This window comes from Polaribacter sp., from assembly GCF_039939415.1.
Taxonomy (GTDB): domain Bacteria; phylum Bacteroidota; class Bacteroidia; order Flavobacteriales; family Flavobacteriaceae; genus Polaribacter.
Genome location: NZ_JBDVJE010000033.1, coordinates 1 through 19,119 on the forward strand (window position 1 = coordinate 1; position 19,119 = coordinate 19,119).

Annotated in this window: 16 protein-coding genes and 1 pseudogene; 4 read left to right on the forward strand and 13 right to left on the reverse strand. The window is 28.8% G+C overall.

Translation table 11 applies throughout. The features are described 5' to 3' along the window. Nucleotides 1-633 (forward strand): annotated as a pseudogene (locus tag ABJG40_RS05270) (DNA polymerase III subunit delta'); the annotation flags it as partial. On the opposite strand, the gene ABJG40_RS05275 reads toward ABJG40_RS05270, so the two are convergent. From ABJG40_RS05275 to ABJG40_RS05290, 4 genes are all read right to left on the reverse strand, one after another. Then, a complete protein-coding gene (locus ABJG40_RS05275; protein WP_348023527.1) occupies nucleotides 630-905 on the reverse strand; it encodes a contact-dependent growth inhibition system immunity protein in 276 nt (91 codons plus the stop codon). The pseudogene ABJG40_RS05270 and the gene ABJG40_RS05275 sit on opposite strands and share 4 nt — an antisense overlap. A gap of 151 nt (nucleotides 906-1,056) precedes the next feature. After that, entirely contained in the window at nucleotides 1,057-1,614 is a 558-nt protein-coding gene (locus ABJG40_RS05280; protein WP_348023528.1) for an MOSC domain-containing protein, read from the reverse strand. A gap of 4 nt (nucleotides 1,615-1,618) precedes the next feature. After that, nucleotides 1,619-2,386 carry an enoyl-CoA hydratase/isomerase family protein gene (locus ABJG40_RS05285; RefSeq protein WP_348023529.1) on the reverse strand — a complete coding sequence of 256 codons (768 nt, stop codon included), beginning with the start codon at nucleotides 2,384-2,386 and terminating at the stop codon, nucleotides 1,619-1,621. A 121-nt stretch (nucleotides 2,387-2,507) separates the two neighbouring features. Then, complete coding sequence (locus ABJG40_RS05290; RefSeq protein WP_348023530.1) at nucleotides 2,508-3,842, reverse strand: MATE family efflux transporter; 1,335 nt, start codon at nucleotides 3,840-3,842, stop codon at nucleotides 2,508-2,510. Between the two features lie 152 nt (nucleotides 3,843-3,994). On the opposite strand from ABJG40_RS05290, the gene ABJG40_RS05295 reads away from it, so the two are divergent. After that, a complete protein-coding gene (locus ABJG40_RS05295) occupies nucleotides 3,995-4,786 on the forward strand; it encodes a universal stress protein (protein WP_348023531.1) in 792 nt (263 codons plus the stop codon). Nucleotides 4,787-4,828: 42 nt separating this feature from the next. On the opposite strand, the gene ABJG40_RS05300 is transcribed toward ABJG40_RS05295, so the two are convergent. After that, nucleotides 4,829-5,017: a hypothetical protein gene (locus tag ABJG40_RS05300; RefSeq protein ID WP_348023532.1), complete on the reverse strand. Its 189-nt coding sequence runs from the start codon at nucleotides 5,015-5,017 to the stop codon at nucleotides 4,829-4,831. 30 nt (nucleotides 5,018-5,047) lie between these two features. After that, complete coding sequence (locus ABJG40_RS05305) at nucleotides 5,048-7,786, reverse strand: PD-(D/E)XK nuclease family protein (protein ID WP_348023533.1); 2,739 nt, start codon at nucleotides 7,784-7,786, stop codon at nucleotides 5,048-5,050. A 147-nt stretch (nucleotides 7,787-7,933) separates the two neighbouring features. Here ABJG40_RS05305 and ABJG40_RS05310 point away from each other — a divergent pair, with 147 nt between their 5' ends. Next, nucleotides 7,934-8,716, forward strand: a complete 783-nt coding sequence (locus tag ABJG40_RS05310; protein ID WP_348023534.1) for an amidohydrolase — start codon at nucleotides 7,934-7,936, stop codon at nucleotides 8,714-8,716. A 58-nt stretch (nucleotides 8,717-8,774) separates the two neighbouring features. Here ABJG40_RS05310 and ABJG40_RS05315 read toward each other — a convergent pair whose 3' ends face one another. The 7 genes from ABJG40_RS05315 to ABJG40_RS05345 all read right to left on the reverse strand — a co-directional run bounded on the left by ABJG40_RS05315 (nucleotide 8,775) and on the right by ABJG40_RS05345 (nucleotide 18,313). After that, nucleotides 8,775-9,509: an SDR family oxidoreductase gene (locus ABJG40_RS05315; protein ID WP_348023535.1), complete on the reverse strand. Its 735-nt coding sequence runs from the start codon at nucleotides 9,507-9,509 to the stop codon at nucleotides 8,775-8,777. 213 nt (nucleotides 9,510-9,722) lie between these two features. Next, entirely contained in the window at nucleotides 9,723-10,703 is a 981-nt protein-coding gene (locus tag ABJG40_RS05320) for an acyl-ACP desaturase (RefSeq protein ID WP_348023536.1), read from the reverse strand. Between the two features lie 4 nt (nucleotides 10,704-10,707). Then, nucleotides 10,708-11,436 carry a lysophospholipid acyltransferase family protein gene (locus ABJG40_RS05325; RefSeq protein ID WP_348023537.1) on the reverse strand — a complete coding sequence of 243 codons (729 nt, stop codon included), beginning with the start codon at nucleotides 11,434-11,436 and terminating at the stop codon, nucleotides 10,708-10,710. A 2-nt stretch (nucleotides 11,437-11,438) separates the two neighbouring features. Further along, the gene (locus ABJG40_RS05330; RefSeq protein WP_348023538.1) at nucleotides 11,439-11,861 is read right to left on the reverse strand and encodes a hypothetical protein; all 423 of its coding nucleotides are present in this window, start codon (nucleotides 11,859-11,861) and stop codon (nucleotides 11,439-11,441) included. Nucleotides 11,862-11,967: 106 nt separating this feature from the next. Next, a complete protein-coding gene (locus ABJG40_RS05335; RefSeq protein WP_348023539.1) occupies nucleotides 11,968-15,255 on the reverse strand; it encodes a TonB-dependent receptor in 3,288 nt (1,095 codons plus the stop codon). 215 nt (nucleotides 15,256-15,470) lie between these two features. After that, nucleotides 15,471-17,039, reverse strand: a complete 1,569-nt coding sequence (gene pgi, locus ABJG40_RS05340; RefSeq protein ID WP_348023540.1) for a glucose-6-phosphate isomerase — start codon at nucleotides 17,037-17,039, stop codon at nucleotides 15,471-15,473. A gap of 5 nt (nucleotides 17,040-17,044) precedes the next feature. Then, nucleotides 17,045-18,313, reverse strand: a complete 1,269-nt coding sequence (locus ABJG40_RS05345) for a peptidoglycan DD-metalloendopeptidase family protein (RefSeq protein ID WP_348023541.1) — start codon at nucleotides 18,311-18,313, stop codon at nucleotides 17,045-17,047. A gap of 135 nt (nucleotides 18,314-18,448) precedes the next feature. On the opposite strand from ABJG40_RS05345, the gene ABJG40_RS05350 reads away from it, so the two are divergent. Next, nucleotides 18,449-19,119: hypothetical protein (locus ABJG40_RS05350; protein WP_348023542.1), on the forward strand; the 671-nt coding region annotated here is incomplete at its 3' end.

The window sequence follows — 19,119 nt, forward strand, 5'->3', positions numbered from 1 at the left end:
GAAGAACCACCAGAAAAAACGGTCTTCCTTTTAATTACAGAAAACGAAGAACAAATTATAAATACAATTAAATCTCGTTGTCAGGCTTTGCATTTTCCTGCTTTAAGCGAACAAGATATTTCGAATGCTTTGGTTGTTAATCATCAAGTTTCTGATAACGATGCTGCTAAAATTGCACATCAAGCAGAAGGAAATTTTAACAAAGCAATACATTTTTTACAAAATGATTCTTCAGATTTTATTTTTGAAGAATGGTTTGTTGCTTGGGTTAGAACTGCTTTTAGAGCCAAAGGTAATGCTGCTGTTGTGCAACAATTAATAGAATGGTCTGATACTATTGCTAAAACTGGTCGTGAAACTCAAAAACGTTTTTTAGAGTATTGTTTGCAATTTTTTAGACAAGCTATGTTGCTAAATTATAGTTCTAAAAACCTAGTATTTATGGAAACAAAAACAGGTTTTAACTTATCTAAATTTGCTCCTTTTGTGCATAGTGGAAACATTTTAGAGATAGAAAAAGAATTGAATGATGCTATGTATCACATTGAAAGAAATGGAAATGCAAAAATTATTTTGTTAGATCTTTCTATGAAACTGACTCGTTTTTTGCATAAAAAAGAAGAAACAGTTTAGTTGAAATTCTTGAATTTATCAAATTCAACTAACCATTTATTCTTCTCTTCATTTTGATAACAAAATTCTTCGATTTTTTGTTTATTATTTTCGAACAATTGACAAATCAACTTCCAATTATCTTTCTCTTTTTTCCAATAATTGACATCAGACATTAAAACCATTTTCAGTAAATCTCCTTCATAAAAATCACCTTCAACAAGAATATATTTTTCCAATTCACCTATTGCTAATGGTATCAAAAAATAAAGTCCAATATCTTGACCAATCATAATTCGTATATCCTCAACTGTAAAGCATTTTAATTGCTTTTTTCTTAATTTATACAAGTCATCAATAAATATGAATCGTCTTCAATTATTGTAGAATTTACTTTTTCTAAACTTTCTAAAGTCTTTTGTTTCCAATTATTTTCAAGTTTCATCACATCCCTTTTGCAACTCTTTTAGCAACATACAATTCTGCAATGGTTGGGTTTTCTGGGCAAGATTTAATTTGTTCAAAAATATCTCCTGCTTTTACAAATCCTGTTTGAAGTACTTTAAAATAAACACCGCAAAAAGTAGTATTCCAAAATTGTTTTACAATTTTCATATCATTAAAACGAACTCCTAATTTCATACAAGGATTTCTTTGTACAGTTACTTCTAAAATAGTATCTCCTAACTTAAAAGTATCTCCTTGATGTAATTTTGTTTCATCTAAATCATCAACAGTAAGATTTTCTCCAAAGATTCCCATTTCAAATTCTAAGTTTGGATACAATTCTTTAAAAAAAGCGTAATGTTTTAACGAATAGCCATAAACAGCTTGCAAAATACCTCCATGATTTTCTCTGTTACAAATTGCATCTCCTTTTACATCTTCTGTATCTAAAAAAATAGGTTTATCTACACTATATTTAAAAATACCTGTAGTTACTTTTTTACCTTTCCAATCTATTTCTTTTTTTTCTCCAATATTGGTTGAAATGATTTTCATATAGCTATTTCTTAAATTTTGACAATGCTTTTTTAGTATAATCAGACAGTACCAATTTTCCAGAAATTTCTGCTCTTTCTGCTAATAAATCATTCCAGTTATCTGTTCCTTCCCACAAAACCTTTTTCATTTCAGCTAAAGCTTCTGGGTCATAAGATGCTAATTTTTCAGATAAAATTGCTACTTCATCATCTAACTCTTTTTGAGTTTCATATACCTTTGCAAACAACCCTTTTTCTTTTGCCCAATAAGCATTTTTCCAGCTTGTGGCATCTAAAGTTAATTCTGCAGTTCCTGCAATTCCTATTTTACGAGTTACAGCAGGCTCTATTACAAAAGGGCCAATTCCTATTGTAAATTCTGATAATTTAATAGAAGCATTTTCTGTAGCCAAAACATAATCGCAAGCAGCAGCTAAACCAACTCCACCACCAACAGATTTTCCTTGAACTCTACCAATAATCAATTTTCTGCAAGTTCTCATGGCATTGATAACATTTGCAAAACCAGCAAAAAATTGTTTGCCTTTTTCTAAATTAGAAATAGCAACCAATTCATCAAAAGAAGCACCTGCACAAAAAGCTCTTTCTCCTTCAGATTTTAAAATAATAACAGAAACTGAATCGTTATTTTTTATTGTATTTAACTCTTTAGTTAATCGCTCTAACAATTCACTTGGAAAAGAATTACTAGCTGGGTGACCAAATTCTATAGTAGCAATGTTATTTTGAATATTGGTGTATAAACTTCCGTTTTGTCTTCTGGTTATCATAAAACGTTTCTTTTTGTAAAAATAGTAGATTTTATTTTGATTGTCATTTCTAAATGAGACTTTTTATTGATTGAAAAATCTAATATGAGATTGCTTCATAAACTCGCAATGACAAAGCAAACTATTTACTTTTTACAAGTGGTAAAAATTGCTTTCTAAACTTAATAATTAAAGGTAAACCTCTTGCAATGATCCAAAATGTAAAAGCAATCCAAATTGCAGTTAGTTTTAAATTGTAATAATCGAAAACCAACAAAGTTGGAATAAAAACAAATCCGGTTGAAAGTATTAAAAGGTTTCTTAAATATTTCATTTCTCCCATTCCTTTAAACATTCCATCAAAAATAAAAGTAATTGCGCTTATGGGTTGTGTTAAAAGAACAATCCAAAAAACATTGTAAAACTCTTTTAAAACTGTTGGATCTTTTGTGAAAATTTGTCCTATAAAATTATAAAAAACAGCACCTAACAAAGTAATAATTACTCCTGTTATTAATCCATATTTAAAAAGCTTATTGCTTAATACAACTAGAGAATTATAATCTTTTGCTCCCAAAAATTTACCAGATAAAATATTTCCTGCACTAGAATACCCATCAATCATAAAAGCGCCTAACAACCAAATATTGATTCCTATAGTATAAGCTGCAATGTATTCTTTTCCATACCCTGTTGCATACGCAGTTGCAAAATATAATGCTACATTTAGTGCTATAGTTCTTACAAAAAGATTTGCAATCATCCCTAATAAACGAGGAATTTCTTTATGAAATGGAAAACTTATCTTTAAAGTAATTGGTGTTTTTTTTAATAGTAAAATTACTGCTATAATTGCCATGGTTATTTGAGCAATTATACTCGCATACGCTGCGCCTTCAATATTCATTGCAGGAATATATCCTTCAATTCCGTATACAAAAATAAGATCTAAAACAATATTTAATAATGCTCCAATAATTGCAATTATCATTGGATAATACGTGTTTTGCAAACCTCTAAACGTTCCAAAAACAGCAAATACAAAGAGTGAAAATGGAAAGCCAAAAATTCGTATTTCAAAATAGGTGATACAATATTCTAAAACTTCTGCTGAGGCGTTATAAAACTGAAATATTTGTTCTGCAAACGGATACGAAATTGCTAAAACCAAGAGACTTCCTAAAACTACAATTGCAATTGCTTGTGCTGGTAAGGTTTTTACTTCATCTAATTTATTTGCGCCAACATATTGCGAAATAATAGAAGAAATTGCACTTCTTATTTGTCCAAAAACCCAAATTAACATCGAAATAAAGGCTCCAACAATACCAACTGCTGCTAAACTTTCTGTTGCGTTTTCATTTATGTTTCCAATAATAGCGGTATCTGTAATAGACAATAAAGGTTCTGCAATACCCGCTATTAAAGCAGGAATTGCCAATTTATTGATTGTTTTTAAACTAATATTTGTCTTCATTTCTAAATTTTTCAAAGATAACTAGTTTTGCGTTAAGGATTGTAGTAAAAAGCCCACAGTGAGGAACGAACGAGGACTTGTAACGAAAAGCCTGACCCTTGTGGTAACGCCAAAAAAAAATATGTAACTTTGCATTATTAAATTTTATGAAGATGAAACATATTTTGGTACCTATTGGATCTACAGAAACTGCACAAACTACTTTACAATATGCAATTGATTTTGCCTCTGAAATAAATGCTGATGTATCTGTTTTTAGAGCTTACAAAGCAAAATCTAAAGCAGGAAGTATGGTAAATATGACTGCTATTATTGAGCGCGAAACAAATTTATATTTGCGTACAATGGTGAATAGTGTTGATAGAAAAAATGTGGACGTAAAATTAATTTCGTCTAAAGGAAGTGTTATTGAAAGTGTAGAAGCTATTGATAAAAAAATAGGAATTGATTTAATAATTGTTGGTGCAAAAAGTAACTCTTTTAAAGAAAGTACTTTTTTAGGAAGTACTGCTGGAGGTTTAGTAAAATTAACAAATATTGCGATATTGGCAGTACCAGAAAATTATATTTATATTCCTATTAAAAGTGTATTAGTGGCTTTTAAATCTGGTATTATAAATAGAAGTACAGCTTTAAATCCATTAAAACTTATTGTTAAAAAATTTAATTCTAAAGTGAATTCTCTTTTGGTTAAAACTCCAAATTTTACAGAAAAAGATGGCGAAATAAATGAAGGTTTAACCGCTTTACAAACTTCTCTTACAACCACAGAAAATGCAACTACTTTTCAAGGTGTTTTAGAACATTTTAAAACACAAAACCCTGATATGCTTTGTGTTTTTAAACGAAAAAGAGGTTTCTTTAAAAAATTATGGGAAAAGAATATAATTCTTAAAAAAGAATTTTTTGCTCCTATACCTTTATTGATTTTGAAAGGTGAATAGTTTATTGCATTTCTTTAAATGATAAAACATTGTTTAGAAAATCTAAATCATTAGCGCAAAAAGAAGTTGTGGCATATAATTTATAGAGTTATAATGTAAATCTGTAACAATTTCTGCAAGAGGTACTAATGTAAAAATTAAAATAAGAAAAACAGACATCAATTTAACGCTATAAGATTCTTTATCTGTTTCTGAATATGCTATTTTAAGTTGGTCGTAACTATTTTTCATAATATAAAGATACTTAATAAAAAGCAAAGCCTAATATTTCAAATCTGCAGGCTCAATAAAATCTACATCAAGTGTATAAATCTCTTTGATGTAGGTTTTAATTACATTTATAAATTCTTCTAATCTTTCTTCAGTAATTTCTAAATCTGGTTTTCTGTAATTTGATGAGAAATTGACAGATAAAAAGCCACTATTTAAGTTTTTAAAAGAATAAATACCTGCTTCTAAAGGTTGATTAAAATTATATTTTTTACTTTTTGTATACAAATATGCATACAACAAAACTTGGATAGCTTTATGTTGTTCTTTTTCTCTTAACATTTCGAAATCTAACACTTTTAAATTGGCATTACTTACCATTCCTGTTTTGTAATCGATGATTCTTATAACACCATTTAATTCATCTACCCTATCTACTTGTCCATGAATTTTTATTGGGAAATCGATTCCATCAATTGCAATTTCTGTTGCTAAATTTTCTTCTGTTGCAATGATTCTTAATTGATTTTTTTTGTCTTTTAAAAGCTCTTTTTCTTGTGATAAAAAATTATTTACAAATCTATTTGCTACTTCAAAAATTAAACGATTTCTACCTGTTGAAATATCTCCTTTTTTAAATTCTATTTTAAAGTATTTTGTAACTAACTCATTAGATTTTTCTTTCATCAAATCCACATCTTGCTCCAATAAGAATTTACCAACAAAAGGCGTAAATAATTCATCTAACGTTTCATGAACCACAGTACCTAGTGTGTTATAAGCAACTGTTTCTTCTACATCTTCGAATTCTTTTAGTTTTAGAATTTTTTGTTTGTAAAAAGATATTGGGTTGTATAAATAATTAGTTAATGCAGAAGGAGAAATTCCTTTTTTTGCCAATTCTTTTAGCTTTTTTAAAACAGTTTTGTCTTTTTTTATTTCTTTTAATTCAATTTTTTGATTGATAACTTTTGGAGCAACTATTTTTTGAACAACATCTGTACGCATCATTTCTAATTGTGTTACAAATCTGCTTTTTTCTCCGCTTCCAAAAACATCATGTTCTGTATTATAAAGAATAAAAACGTTTTTTGCTCTTTGCATTAATCTAAAAAAGTGATACGAAAAAATGGCATCTTTTTCTCTGTAAGTTGGTAGGCCAAATTCGATTTTTACATCAAAAGGAATAAAAGAATTTTGCTGGCTACTTGCTGGCAATACCCCTTCATTAGTAGAAACTAAAATAATGTTTTCGAAATCTAAAACACGTGTTTCTAACATTCCCATTAATTGTAAACCTCTTAAGGGTTCTCCTTGAAAAGATAAACTTTCTGATGAAATTAATTGTCGAAAAAAAAGTGCTAAGGTTTTTAAATCTGGAAAATATTTAAACTCTTTTTGTAATATTTTTAACTGAGTAAAAGTGGTATAAAATCTAAAAAAATATTCCTTTTCTAATTCTGAAACATCTTCTTTTAAAAAATTAATTAAATTTAAAATTCTATCTATAAACTCATCTACAGCCTTATTTGCTTTAAATATTGAAAGTATAATTTCTTTTAACTCTATATTGCTATTTTCTAGCACCTTACCTATATGATTACTATTGATAAATGTTTGGTTTTGCTTTGCAATTTCATCTGAAAAAGCATCTATTTCTGGAATTAATTTAGAAATAGATTGATGTTTTAAAAAGCGAATTACATCTTTATAATAGAATTCGTTTACAATAGATTTTTGCAATTTATCTTGAGAAACAAATAATTGAAATATAGAAAACAACAAACTTGTAGTTGGCACATCTTTTAGAGGATATCCCATTGTTATGTTAATTGCATTTATGTTTTTTGGTAATGAGTTTAAGGTGATTGGCAACAACGTTTCATCTGCTAAAACCAAAGCTGTGTTTTTAAAATCGGTTATATTTTCTAAAATTTCTCCTGCGTATTTTATTTGAGTTGTATTTTTTGAAGCTCCAATAACCTCAATTTTTTTAGGTTGTGAAAAAGAATTTCCTAAGGTTTTAATTTCATTTTTCTCATAATATTTCCACTCTTCCTTATATCTTCTTATAAACTTTCCTGCTTGATGATTTCCATTAAAAAAAACTTCATCAATATCCCAATAAATATCTGAATTACCTGTTTCTAAAACTTTTTGAAACAGATATTCTTCTGCAGTATTTAAAGCATTAAAACCAATGATAAAGAATTTTTTATTTGAATTTTTCTCTAAAAAAGCATCTATTTTTTTGCAAGACTCTCTATAGATTAAACCTTGGTATCCTATATTTTTTTGTAATAAAAATTGATAAAAAGCATTATAAAAAGTGTTTAATTTTTCTAGAAATGAATCATGATTTTTCATTAATTCTGTTTCTTTAAATTCGCCTTTTACAGACCATTTTTTTAAACGCTGAATATCTCTTAAATAAACAAATATTTGTTTTGTATCTATTAAATGTTGGTCTATTTCATTAAAATCTTGAATTACTGTAAATGCCCAAGAGGCAAAAACATCAAAAGCTACAGGGTCTTTCTCTAGACCTTTATAAATTGTATAAAAGTGAAATAATAACTGAATACTATCTGCTTTTTCTATTCCAGAAACTTTGTTTATAAACTGTTCTACATTTATAATTTCTGGCAAAAAACCTACAGAAATTTTATCTTTAAAAGTTTGTTTTACAAATACTTTTGATCTTTGAGAAGGTAATACAAAAACAACATCTTGAAAAGATTTTGTAGTTTTTAAAATATCATCTAATGTATTAGAAATAAAAGTTTGCATAATAAAAATTAGGTCTCGACTGCGCTCGACCTGACATCAAAGAGAACTTGTCTCCTCGAGCGCAGTCGAGAGGTTAATAATAATTACCAAATTACAATTTTTATCCTATTTTTGAGTAATCAATTTTTTAATTTTAAGAATAAAAAAATGCAAAACGAATTGAACGTTGTAGGAATTCAAGCCAATTTAATCTGGGAAAACGCTACTAAAAATATTGCCTTTTTTGAAGAAAAAATAACTTCTCTAGATGCAAATATAGATTTAGTTGTGTTACCAGAAATGTTTACAACTGGTTTTACTATGAAGCCTGAAAATGTTGCTGAAAAAATGAATGGTAAATCAGTTTCTTGGATGAAAAAAATGGCTTCAAAAAATAAAATTGCTATCTGCGGAAGTTTGGTAATAGAAGAAAATGATAATTATTATAACAGATTCGTTTTTGTACATCCTTCAACAGAAATAGAGTGCTACAATAAAAGACATTCTTTTTCTTTAGCTGGTGAAGATAAAGTGTACACTTCTGGAACAGAAAAACTAATTGTAAATTATAAAGGATGGAAAATTTGCCCGTTAATTTGTTATGATTTACGTTTTTCTGTTTGGGCTAGAAATACAGATAATTACGATCTTTTAATTTATATGGCAAATTGGCCTGTTAAAAGAATTAAAGCTTGGGATACGCTTTTAAAAGCGCGTGCAATTGAAAATATGAGTTACGTTATAGGTGTAAATAGAACTGGTAAAGATGCAAATAATTATGATTATTCTGGAAATTCTTTAATTCTTGATTGTTTGGGTGAAGAAATTGCGAACTTAAAAGTTAATGAAGTTGGAATTGTTAAAACAACATTAAATAAAGAAAACCAAAACAAGATTCGTAAAAAATTAGGTTTTTTAAATGATAAAGATTCATTTATCATTTTAAAATAGTTTTCTCTATTTAAAATAACATTAGCAATACAAAAACTTCATTTTATTTTAAGTTTTTTTACACTAAAGCTCCGTTTGCTCCAATAACTTGTCCAGAGATCCATTTAGAATCGTCACTAGCTAAAAACAAAACTACTTTAGCAATATCTATTGGTTTTGCCAATCTATTAAAAGCATTCATAGCACTTAATTTATCTATAACTTCTTGTGATTTTCCTTTTAAAAACAACTCCGTTTCTGTAGCTCCTGGTGCAATTGAGTTTACAGAAATTCCTCTACCAATTTCTTTAGAAAAAACTCTTGTCATTTGCTCAACTGCAGCTTTGGATGCTGAGTATAAAGCGTATGTAGGAAACATTAATTTTACAGTACTAGATGAAAAATTGATAATATTTCCATTATCTGCTAATTTAGAATGTGCTTCTTGTAAAGTATTAAAAACTCCTCTTACATTAACATCAAATTGTCTTGTAAAATCTTCTTGAGTATTGTCTTTTATTAGTTTGCTAACCATAATTCCAGCATTGTTAATTAAAACATCTATTTTACCAAAATGTGCTATTGTTTTATCAAATAATTGAGTTACTTCAATACTTTTACTTACATCTGCTTTTATTGAAATGGCTGTTCCGCCAGATTTAGTAATTATATCTAAAGTTTTATTTGCATCTGTTTGACTATTTGAATGATTTATTACAACTTTTGCTCCGTTTTTTGCCAAAAGAATTGCAATTTCTTTGCCTATTCCTTTAGAAGAACCTGTTACTATTATTACTTTTTGATCTAGTTTCATCTTGTTTTAATTTTTTATTTGTGTTTAATCTATTAACGGATACTTGTCTAATATTTGTTTTTTATAATAAAAAAACTCTTCAGGTTTTAAAAACATGAAGAGTCTATATAATTTAAAGATGTTCGCAAACAAGTTTAGCCCTGATTGAAACGACATCCTTTTTGTTTTTCACAAAAAGATATAGTGAAAAGCAGGAAATAGCTTCTTAAAAAACTATGCTGGAATCATCCATTTAAAATTAAACTTTGTGTCTGGAATTACAATTCTTTCTGTAATTCTGTACATTCTGTCTGGTAATTTCATTAAATAATCTCTTGCTTTTTCTGCTTCTGGTGTAAGATTTGTAATCTTATCTATTTCCCACATTTTATTTAATTTCCTTAAAATATCTACATAATCGAAACCTGTATAAACACCTACTCTTTGTGCTACAGAAGAGAAATCATCGAATAAACTTCCTTTTTCTCCATAAGATTCTCTTAAATGCATTGCAGGCATTACAATTTTATATTTCATCATGTGTTGAAACGCCAACATCATTTCACTTGGATCAATTTTAAAAATTTCTTTTACAAAATGTGCGTATGCTTGGTGATGACGCATTTCATCTCCTGCAATAATTTTAGACATTTTTGCTAATGCTTTGTGTCCTTTTTTTCGTGCAATTTTAGCTACATTATTATGTGAAATATAGGTTGCTAATTCTTGAAATGTTGTGTACACAAAGTTTTTATATGGATCTGTTGATGTACCAATATCAAAACCATCTGTTATTAGATGTTGTGTAGTTATTTCTACTTCGCGCATGTTTACTCTACCAGATAAATACAAGTATTTATTTAAAACATCTCCATGTCTGTTTTCTTCTGCAGTCCAGGTTCTTACCCATTTTGCCCAACTATTATCTGGGTCTTGTGAAACTCCGTCTAAATCTAATAACCAAGATTCGTAGGTTGGTAGTGCTTCTTCTGTAATGGTATCTCCTACTAAAACTACCCAAAAGTCATCATGTAATTCTTTAGATAATTCTCTTATTTCTTCTACTTCTGAAATAAAAGAATCTTTTTGAGAGTTTGGTAAGAAGTCTGTAGGTTGCCAAATTTTTTCTGCTGGGATTAAAAATTTGTCTACAAAGGTTTGCATACTTTTCTCTAAAGTTAGCATTACTTCTTTTCTGACGTTGTGTATAGACATGGTTTTATTTTATGTGGTCTTTTATAACTGTTTCTGTTTTTTCTATCAATTCATCAAAAGGTAATGAATTTATTTTAATTGGTTTGTGAGCTGTAATTGTAATTGGATTACCTATACCTAAAGGAAATTTTCCGTATTCGAAAATTTTCCAAGAATTATTTATTGTTAATGGTACTACATAACCTTCTTTGTTAAATTTTGCAATAACACTTAAACCGCTTTTAGCAAATTTTTTAGGCTTTCCGTTTCTACCTCTAGTTCCTTCTGGAAAAATAACTGCTCCCCATTTATTTTGGTTAATTCTCTTAGAAAAATTAATTAATTCACTAATTGATTGTTTTGGATTTTTTCTATCGATTAGAGCTCCTCCTCCATTTTTTAAATTGAAAGAAACACTTGGTATGTTTTTACCTAATTCTATTTTTGATACAAATTTAGGGTTGTATTTTCTAAACAACCATCCTATTGGTGGTATATCTGCTATAGATTGATGATTAGAAACAAAAACTAATGCAGTATTCTCTGGAATTTTATATTTATTGATTAATTTAACTGTAACACCAATCAATAATAATGATTTTACTAAAGTAAAGTTTAATGCATTTACAACTTTGGCATGCCCTTTTAAACCAAATAATTTAAAACTTATCCATTGAAATGGATGAAAAATTACAAGTAATAAAACAAAAGTTAAAACAAATATTGGTGATAATATATAACTTAAAAATTTCATCTCTAAAACCAGTTACTCCAAGGTATTCTTGACAATATCAATAATAACGCTACACCATAAAAGATTGTAAATGTTTTAAATTTTGCAGTATCTTCTGTTTTCTTTTTATGCTTAGACCAACCAATTGTAATTAATACAATTGCTAAAATCATTGTTACAGGATGTTCTACTGCTATTAATCTTGTAGCTTTATTTGCCATAACTTCTCCTGCATTCTCTTTTAATGCCTTGTACCAAGGAGACATAAAATACCATCCTAAACCAATTAATAATTGTATATGAGAAACAATTAGTGTAAATAAACCTAATCTCAAATCTTTATCTGTAAATGTTCTTTTTTTGATAACACCTGTAATAGCATTAACTACTGTAAAGATTAAAATTGCTAAAACTAAATAGGCCCAATAAGAATGTACGTCTTTCATTATATTTTTAATAATTTTTTATTGCGGTAAAGTTACTAATTTTAAAAATAAAAAAACCACCTCGTTTGAGGTGGTTTTTAGAAATTTTATAAATAGTGATTATAATTTAGAAAGAATATTTAACACCAACTTGAAGTTTCCAAGCATTTCCAAAATAATAATCATAATCGTATGATTGATCTAAATAGTCTCCACTATTATCTTGTACAAAAGAGAACGTAGGAGTGTTACCTGCATCTACACCCTCATATTTTAAAATTTCAGAATAATTTGAAATACTATTATTCTTTTCTACTCCCCATTTAGAGTTTAACATATTTCCAACATTAATGAAATCTAAAGTAAACTGTAAAGTATTTTTAGATTCACCTGCGTTAATATAATATTCACGTGTTAATCTTAAATCGAAACTATGTACCCAAGGGCTACGTGCAGCGTTTGCTTCAGCGTATTCACCTTTATGAGAGCTTAAGTAATCGTCTTGTTCCATAAAATTAAAAAAAGCATCTTCATCAGCGGTGCTAACAAAATTGATATCACCTCTTCCTTTAGGTATATAAATTAAATCTGTAGAAACACCATCACCATTCATATCATTCTCGTAAACATAACTATATCCATTTGGAGAATAACCTGAATAAAATAAATTAATTAAGGTAGCAGATTTTAATAAATCATTAGACCAAGGCAATTTGTATGATGCAGAAGCAATAGCTTTGTTAGGCACTACATACTGAGAACGTTGAAGTTCTGGTAAATGAGGTCCATTAACTGCATCTAAACCAGAATATGCAGAATATGCATTACTACCTGGCATACCTGAAATCTCTTTTGACTCCGTATAAGTATAAGCTGCCATTAAGTTTAAATCTTGTACTGGTTGTGCTTTTATTGTAATATTCCCAATGGCTCCCCATCCTTCACTAGTGTTTGATAAAACGTATGCATCTTTTGAAGTATAAGTGATATCACTTTCATCAGGATAAATATATCTATTATCTGAACCTGAAAAACGTTCCCATGTAGCATCTGGTTGCATTAGGTTATAGTTTTTAAGCATAACACCTCTCAAAGTTTTTGTGTAAATTCCTTCTACAGTAACCTGCATTGGAAAAGAAACTGGTACTTGATAGTCAAATGCTAAAGATGTTTTCCATACTTGCGGCATTTTAAAATCTGTAGCTACCGCATTAACCGCACTTGGTAAAACACCATCTTCTGGAGTAATTGTATTTGGTAAACCTAACTGATCAATCATTTCTGATACATCCGTAAGCATTGGACCTGATAAACCAGCTAAAGCAGGGTCTACTGTATCTACAGAACCATCAGAGTTATAAGTTGTATTAGCTTGATAACTACCTTGAACCATACCTGAATTGGTTGGCATATTCGTGAAGAATACTAATGGCAATCTTCCTGAGAAAATACCTGTTCCTCCACGAAGTTTCATTGATTGATCTCCACTAATATCCCATGTAAAACCAACTCTTGGTGAAAACTGAACATTAGCTTCAGGCCACACTCCTGTATCAATATTTGTTCCTCCAAAGTCTAAATCGTAAATCGCATTATTTGTAATTAAATTATCTTTATATTTTAAATAATCAGCACGAATTCCGTAAGATAATTTAAAATTATCATTAACATTCCAATCATCTTGAATGTAAGCTCCTAACTGCGTAAAAGCAACCTCTGCATTTGGATTTTCTTCACCATCATAACCATAGGTTAAAGCAAAATCTCTTGGAGCTGCTTGGTTAAGAAAATCATCCATACTTGCATAACGATAATATCCTGTACCATTTCTCATGTATGAATTATTTGCTAGTTGGTGCTCGAAACTTAAACCTCCAGTAATCGTATGATTATCTAAATAATACGTTAAGTTATTAGTAACTGTATATGTATTATTATTTACAGCATTATTCCATGTAAATAATTCGTAACCAGCCGACATATATGGTTCATCAATTTGTGCTCCTGTATCTGTTAGTCCATTCATTATATCAATGAAAGGGAATGGAGAAGAATTAGTACCACGTGCATCTTGTATTTTAGAATACGTTGCTAAAAATTGATTTGACAATTTATCTGAAATTCTACTGTTTAAATCCAATGAAATTGAATTTACAATGTTATCCATTGAATATGTAGAATTAGAGAATGCCATAGAATTTTGAGAAATACGATTCATTGATCTGTTACGTGAACCTGCATTATTTGAGTTACCATTGGTTCCATTCCATCCTTGATTTTTAACGTAGTTATAACGTAAGCTTAATTTATTCTCATTATTGATGTTCCAATCAACACGAGCAAGCAATTTTTTATTTGTTTGATCAGCAGGATAATCACTATAAGACCCAGGGTCGTAACCATAGTTATCTATTAAATGATTTCTAACCAACTCCATATCTGCAATACTAGTACGAGAAAGGGATAAATCTAAATCTGCAACACCATCTTCTGATGGTCTCCAATTTACAACTTGACCTGGAGTTTTAACAGATTCCGCATTAACAAAAAAGAATAATTTATTTTTAATAATTGGTCCTCCTAAAGTTACACCGTAGGTTGTTGTAGATTGCTCATTACGTTCTCCAAAATCAACACCGTTAATTTTGTTTCCACGCATATCTTGATTATTAAAATAAGTATAAGCAGAACCTTTAAATTTATTAGTTCCCGATTTAGTAATGGCATTAATACCTCCCCCAATAAAGTTTGTTTGACGCACATCAAAAGGAGCTATTACAACTTGAACTTCTTCAATAGCATCCAAAGAAATAGGATTCCCTCCTCCTGGAAGACTAGAACTAAGTCCAAAATTGTTGTTAAAGTTAGCACCATCAACTGTAAAGTTAGTTGAACGACCATCTCCACCTGACATACTCATTCCGTTTGCGTATGGAGAAATACGAGCTATATCAGTAATACTTCTATTAACAGTTGGCATCTCAGACAATTGTGCATTAGAAATATTAGTTACTGCACCTGTTTTATCAGTTGAAAATTTTGTTCTCTTCGTTGTAATTACAACTTGACTTAAAGAGATATTTTCTTCACTTAAAACTACATTGTGAACAAAAGCAGCACCTAATCCAACAGTGATATCACTAGTTATATTTTTTCCGTACCCCAAATAAGAAACTTCAACTGTATAAGGACCTCCTACACGTAAGCCTGGTAAATTATAACGTCCTTCTTCATTAGTAGTACTAGCGTAAACTGTACCTGAAGATGTGTGCGTAGCAACTACTGTTGCTCCCATAATAGAGCCTTCCGTATCTGTAACTCGCCCACTCATACTAGAGGTGGTTACTTGAGCCATCATGACTGTAGAACATATTAATGCTACAGACATCAATAAAAGTTTTGTAATTTTTTTCATTGTTTAATTTTATGTTATTAAATGTTCTACAAAAATCTTGTTTTCATAGAGGATTAATGTTAATTAAATGTTAATATTTAACAAATAATTAAGATTACATAAAGTAAACAAAACAATACTTAGCTACTGAAAACTAATCTGTTGTATATTAACAGACTTATTAACTATATATACTATAAACGTTAAAAAATTACAAAAAGTAATTTGAAATTGAATTATTCTTTATTCAATAATTTCTTTGCAAGCTCTTTACCAAGTTCTACACCAAATTGATCATAACTATAAATATTCCATAAAATACCTTGGGTAAAAATTTTATGTTCATAAAGCGCAATTAATTTACCTAGAGAATGTGGAGTTAATTTATCGAACAAAATAGCATTACTAGGTCTGTTACCTTCAAATACTTTAAAAGGCAAAAGTGATGCAATTTTATCTTCATCACCAGAAAACTTTAGTTCTAAATGAACCTCTTCTTTTGTTTTACCAAAAGCTAAAGCATCCATTTGGCCATAATAGTTTGCCATTAATTTTTTATGATGACTTGTTAAACCATATAATGATTCTTTATAACCAATAAAATCTGCAGGAATTAACTTTGTTCCTTGATGCACTAATTGCATAAAAGCATGTTGCATATTTGTACCTGTGCTTCCCCAAACAATAGTACCTGTTTGGTAATTTATTTTATCTCCATTTCTATCTACACCTTTACCATTACTTTCCATAATAGCTTGTTGTAAATATGCAGGAAGTTTAGATAAATATTGAGAATATGGTAAAACTGCTTCTGTTTCTGCATTATAAAAATTGTTATACCAAATACTTATAAGAGCTAAAATTACAGGTATATTTTTATCAAAATCTTCATTTTTAAAATGAATATCCATTTCTTCTGCTCCTTCTAATAACTCTTTATAATTATCGAAACCAACAGATAAACTTATAGATAAACCAACTGCAGACCAAAGTGAAAAACGACCTCCAACCCAATTCCACATTGGAAAAACATTTTTCTTATCAATACCAAAATTATCTACAGCTTCTAAGTTTGTAGATACTGCAACAAAATGCTTAGGAATATCAAAAATAGTTGCCGATTTTAAAAACCAATTTTTAATAGTCTCTGCATTAGAAATTGTTTCTTGAGTTGTAAATGTTTTAGACACAATTACAAATAATGTAGTTTCTGGATTTAAGTTTTTAATAATCTCAGAAACATGATCTCCATCTACATTAGAAACAAAATGTGTTGTTAATTGATTTTTATAGTACTTTAAAGATTCTACAACCATATCTGGTCCTAAATCTGACCCACCTATACCAATATTTACAACATCTGTAATTGATTTTCCTGTATAGCCTTTCCATTTTCCAGAAATAACTTTATTAGAAAAACTTTTAATTTTTCTTAAAGCTGCTTGTATTTGTGGCTTAATATTTTTTCCATCAACCAAAATTGGTGCTTCAGAAGTACTTCTTAAAGCTGTATGTAAAACTTCTCTACCTTCAGTTACATTAATTACATCACCAGAATATTGCTTTTCAATAGCATCTTTTAAATCAACCTCTTTTGCTAAATCTAATAATAAGCTAAGTGTTTCTTTTGTAATTCTATTTTTAGAAAAATCAACCAACAAATCATTAAACAGTATAGAAAAATCTTCTTTTCTATTTGCTTCTTTATCTAAATCTTTAATATTAATATCTTTAATATTATTAAAATGATTTGTTAATTCTTTCCAAGCGTTAGTTGTAGTTGGGTTGATGTTTTTTAAAGCCATTTCTTTTATTTTTTTGCTATACTTTCTATCACTTCTGGTTCTTTAACCGGAAATGTTTTATTTTCTAATTGATATTTAATAGGTTTTATAAATTCAAAATATCTTGGTCTAATACTTTTCTTTAAAGGTTCTGCTGATGGTAGTTTTTGTTTAAACGGATCTACTTCTCTACCATTTTTCCAAAAACGATAACATACATGTGGCCCACCTGTATTACCTGTCATACCTACCCAACCAATTACATCTCCTTGTTTTACATATTGTCCTTTTTTAACATTACGATTTTTCATGTGTAAATACTGAGTTGAATACGTTGCATTATGTTTTATTTTAACAAATTTACCATTACCACCTCTTCTAGTAGATTCTACTACTGTTCCGTTTGCAGTTGCAATGATAGGAGTACCAATATTGGCTGCAAAATCTGTACCTCTATGAGGTCTTACTTTATTACCATAATAGGCAATTTTTCTTCTTAAATTATATCTAGAAGAAATTCTATATTTAAATTTTATTGGTGATTTTAAAAATTGACTACGAAGCATATTTCCTTCATCATCATAATATTCTGGAATTCCTTTTATAGAATCTGCTACAAATCTAAAAGCAAATAAATCTGTTCCTTTATGTTTAAAAACCGCAGATTTTATTTCTCCATAACCTGCATAAATAGTATCCTCAATAAATCTTTCCTCGTACATAAGTTTAAAAGAATCTCCTTTCTGAAGTTTAAAAAAGTCTAAAGTCCATGCATAAATATCTGCAACTTCATTGGTTACACCTGCATTTACACCCAAACTATCCATTGTTACAGAAAAGCTAGAATTAATTACACCTTCTACTGTTTTTAAAACTTTTTTAACTGGTTTTTCGTAACGTTTAGCAGTAATTAGTGAATCTTTAAAGTCTATAATTGTTGAGTTTATTTTATTATGTTTATAAATAAAAACTTGAGCTTTTTCTGTTGAGTCTTTACTAGCTAAAATGGTATAAGGCTTACCAGCTCTAACCCTTCTAACATCAAAAGTGTCTTTTATTGTACTAGCTATTTTATTAATTTTTGGGTAAAACACGTGATGTCTGTCTAAAATTGCCCCAAAACTTTCTCCACTTTTAATGGTGTCTTGAATCACTTTAAAATCATCTAACTTATAACCAAACTTGTAAACAGGTTTAGGTTTTACTTTTTTTATAGTTGAAATTGTTTTCTCGGTATCTTTTTTACAAGATGAAAATGAGATTATTAAGACTAAAAGGAGGATTGTTTTTTTCAAAAAAATTGTACTGTTTAATGTAGTTCTCAAAAGTACAAATAAAAAAGTTTTTTTAGGTATCTATATTCATGAAGTTCCTATAACGGTTTCGTTAAAATTTATCTATTTTTAGTATTTTAGTAAAAATTTGCCCAAATGACTTTTAAAAAATATTTACCTGTTTTCATTACTATTCTTTTTATTCAATTAAACTACTCTCAAAAAATAACTAAAAGTATTACGTATAATAGGAATAAAGATAAATCAGTTTCTTTTTATTACAATTCTGATACCCCTTGTAGTGTTTTAGTTATTTTAAAGTTTAAAAATTTGACTAACGCATCTGGCAATATTATAAAAAAAACAATTACTGGTTTTGGTGGAGAAATACATACTTTACAACCAATAAGACCAAACAAAAGTATTGGTTTTTCTTATAGCGCAAAAACAATTTTTGGAAATGTAAATGCAAAACCAAACTTAGATTTTAAATATATTTTACCTTTCAATGAAGGTAAAAAAGTAAAAGTTAGAAACTTAAATTATCTAGGAGAAAAATTTGGAAATTCAGCACCTAAAAACTGGAGATCTTTCCAATTTTTAACAAAACCTAACGATACTGTTATAGCAATTAGAAAAGGCGTTGTTATTAAAGCTTCTGACGGTGTTAAAACTGATAAAACCTCAAGATTTGGATATAAATCTAATGTTAACTCAATAATTATTGAACATGAAGATGGCACTTTTGCAAGGTATAGTGTTTTAAAAAATAAAAGCATAATGGTAAATGTAGGAGATACTGTTTACCCTTCTGCTCCAATAGCTAT

Coding starts and splice junctions, on each gene's coding strand:
- ABJG40_RS05275 (WP_348023527.1), bottom strand. CDS start 905: ATGATTGGTCAAGATATTGGACTTTATTTTTTGATACCATTAGCAATA.
- ABJG40_RS05280 (WP_348023528.1), bottom strand. CDS start 1,614: ATGAAAATCATTTCAACCAATATTGGAGAAAAAAAAGAAATAGATTGG.
- ABJG40_RS05285 (WP_348023529.1), bottom strand. CDS start 2,386: ATGATAACCAGAAGACAAAACGGAAGTTTATACACCAATATTCAAAAT.
- ABJG40_RS05290 (WP_348023530.1), bottom strand. CDS start 3,842: ATGAAGACAAATATTAGTTTAAAAACAATCAATAAATTGGCAATTCCT.
- ABJG40_RS05295 (WP_348023531.1), top strand. CDS start 3,995: ATGAAACATATTTTGGTACCTATTGGATCTACAGAAACTGCACAAACT.
- ABJG40_RS05300 (WP_348023532.1), bottom strand. CDS start 5,017: ATGAAAAATAGTTACGACCAACTTAAAATAGCATATTCAGAAACAGAT.
- ABJG40_RS05305 (WP_348023533.1), bottom strand. CDS start 7,786: ATGCAAACTTTTATTTCTAATACATTAGATGATATTTTAAAAACTACA.
- ABJG40_RS05310 (WP_348023534.1), top strand. CDS start 7,934: ATGCAAAACGAATTGAACGTTGTAGGAATTCAAGCCAATTTAATCTGG.
- ABJG40_RS05315 (WP_348023535.1), bottom strand. CDS start 9,509: ATGAAACTAGATCAAAAAGTAATAATAGTAACAGGTTCTTCTAAAGGA.
- ABJG40_RS05320 (WP_348023536.1), bottom strand. CDS start 10,703: ATGTCTATACACAACGTCAGAAAAGAAGTAATGCTAACTTTAGAGAAA.
- ABJG40_RS05325 (WP_348023537.1), bottom strand. CDS start 11,436: ATGAAATTTTTAAGTTATATATTATCACCAATATTTGTTTTAACTTTT.
- ABJG40_RS05330 (WP_348023538.1), bottom strand. CDS start 11,861: ATGAAAGACGTACATTCTTATTGGGCCTATTTAGTTTTAGCAATTTTA.
- ABJG40_RS05335 (WP_348023539.1), bottom strand. CDS start 15,255: ATGAAAAAAATTACAAAACTTTTATTGATGTCTGTAGCATTAATATGT.
- pgi (WP_348023540.1), bottom strand. CDS start 17,039: ATGGCTTTAAAAAACATCAACCCAACTACAACTAACGCTTGGAAAGAA.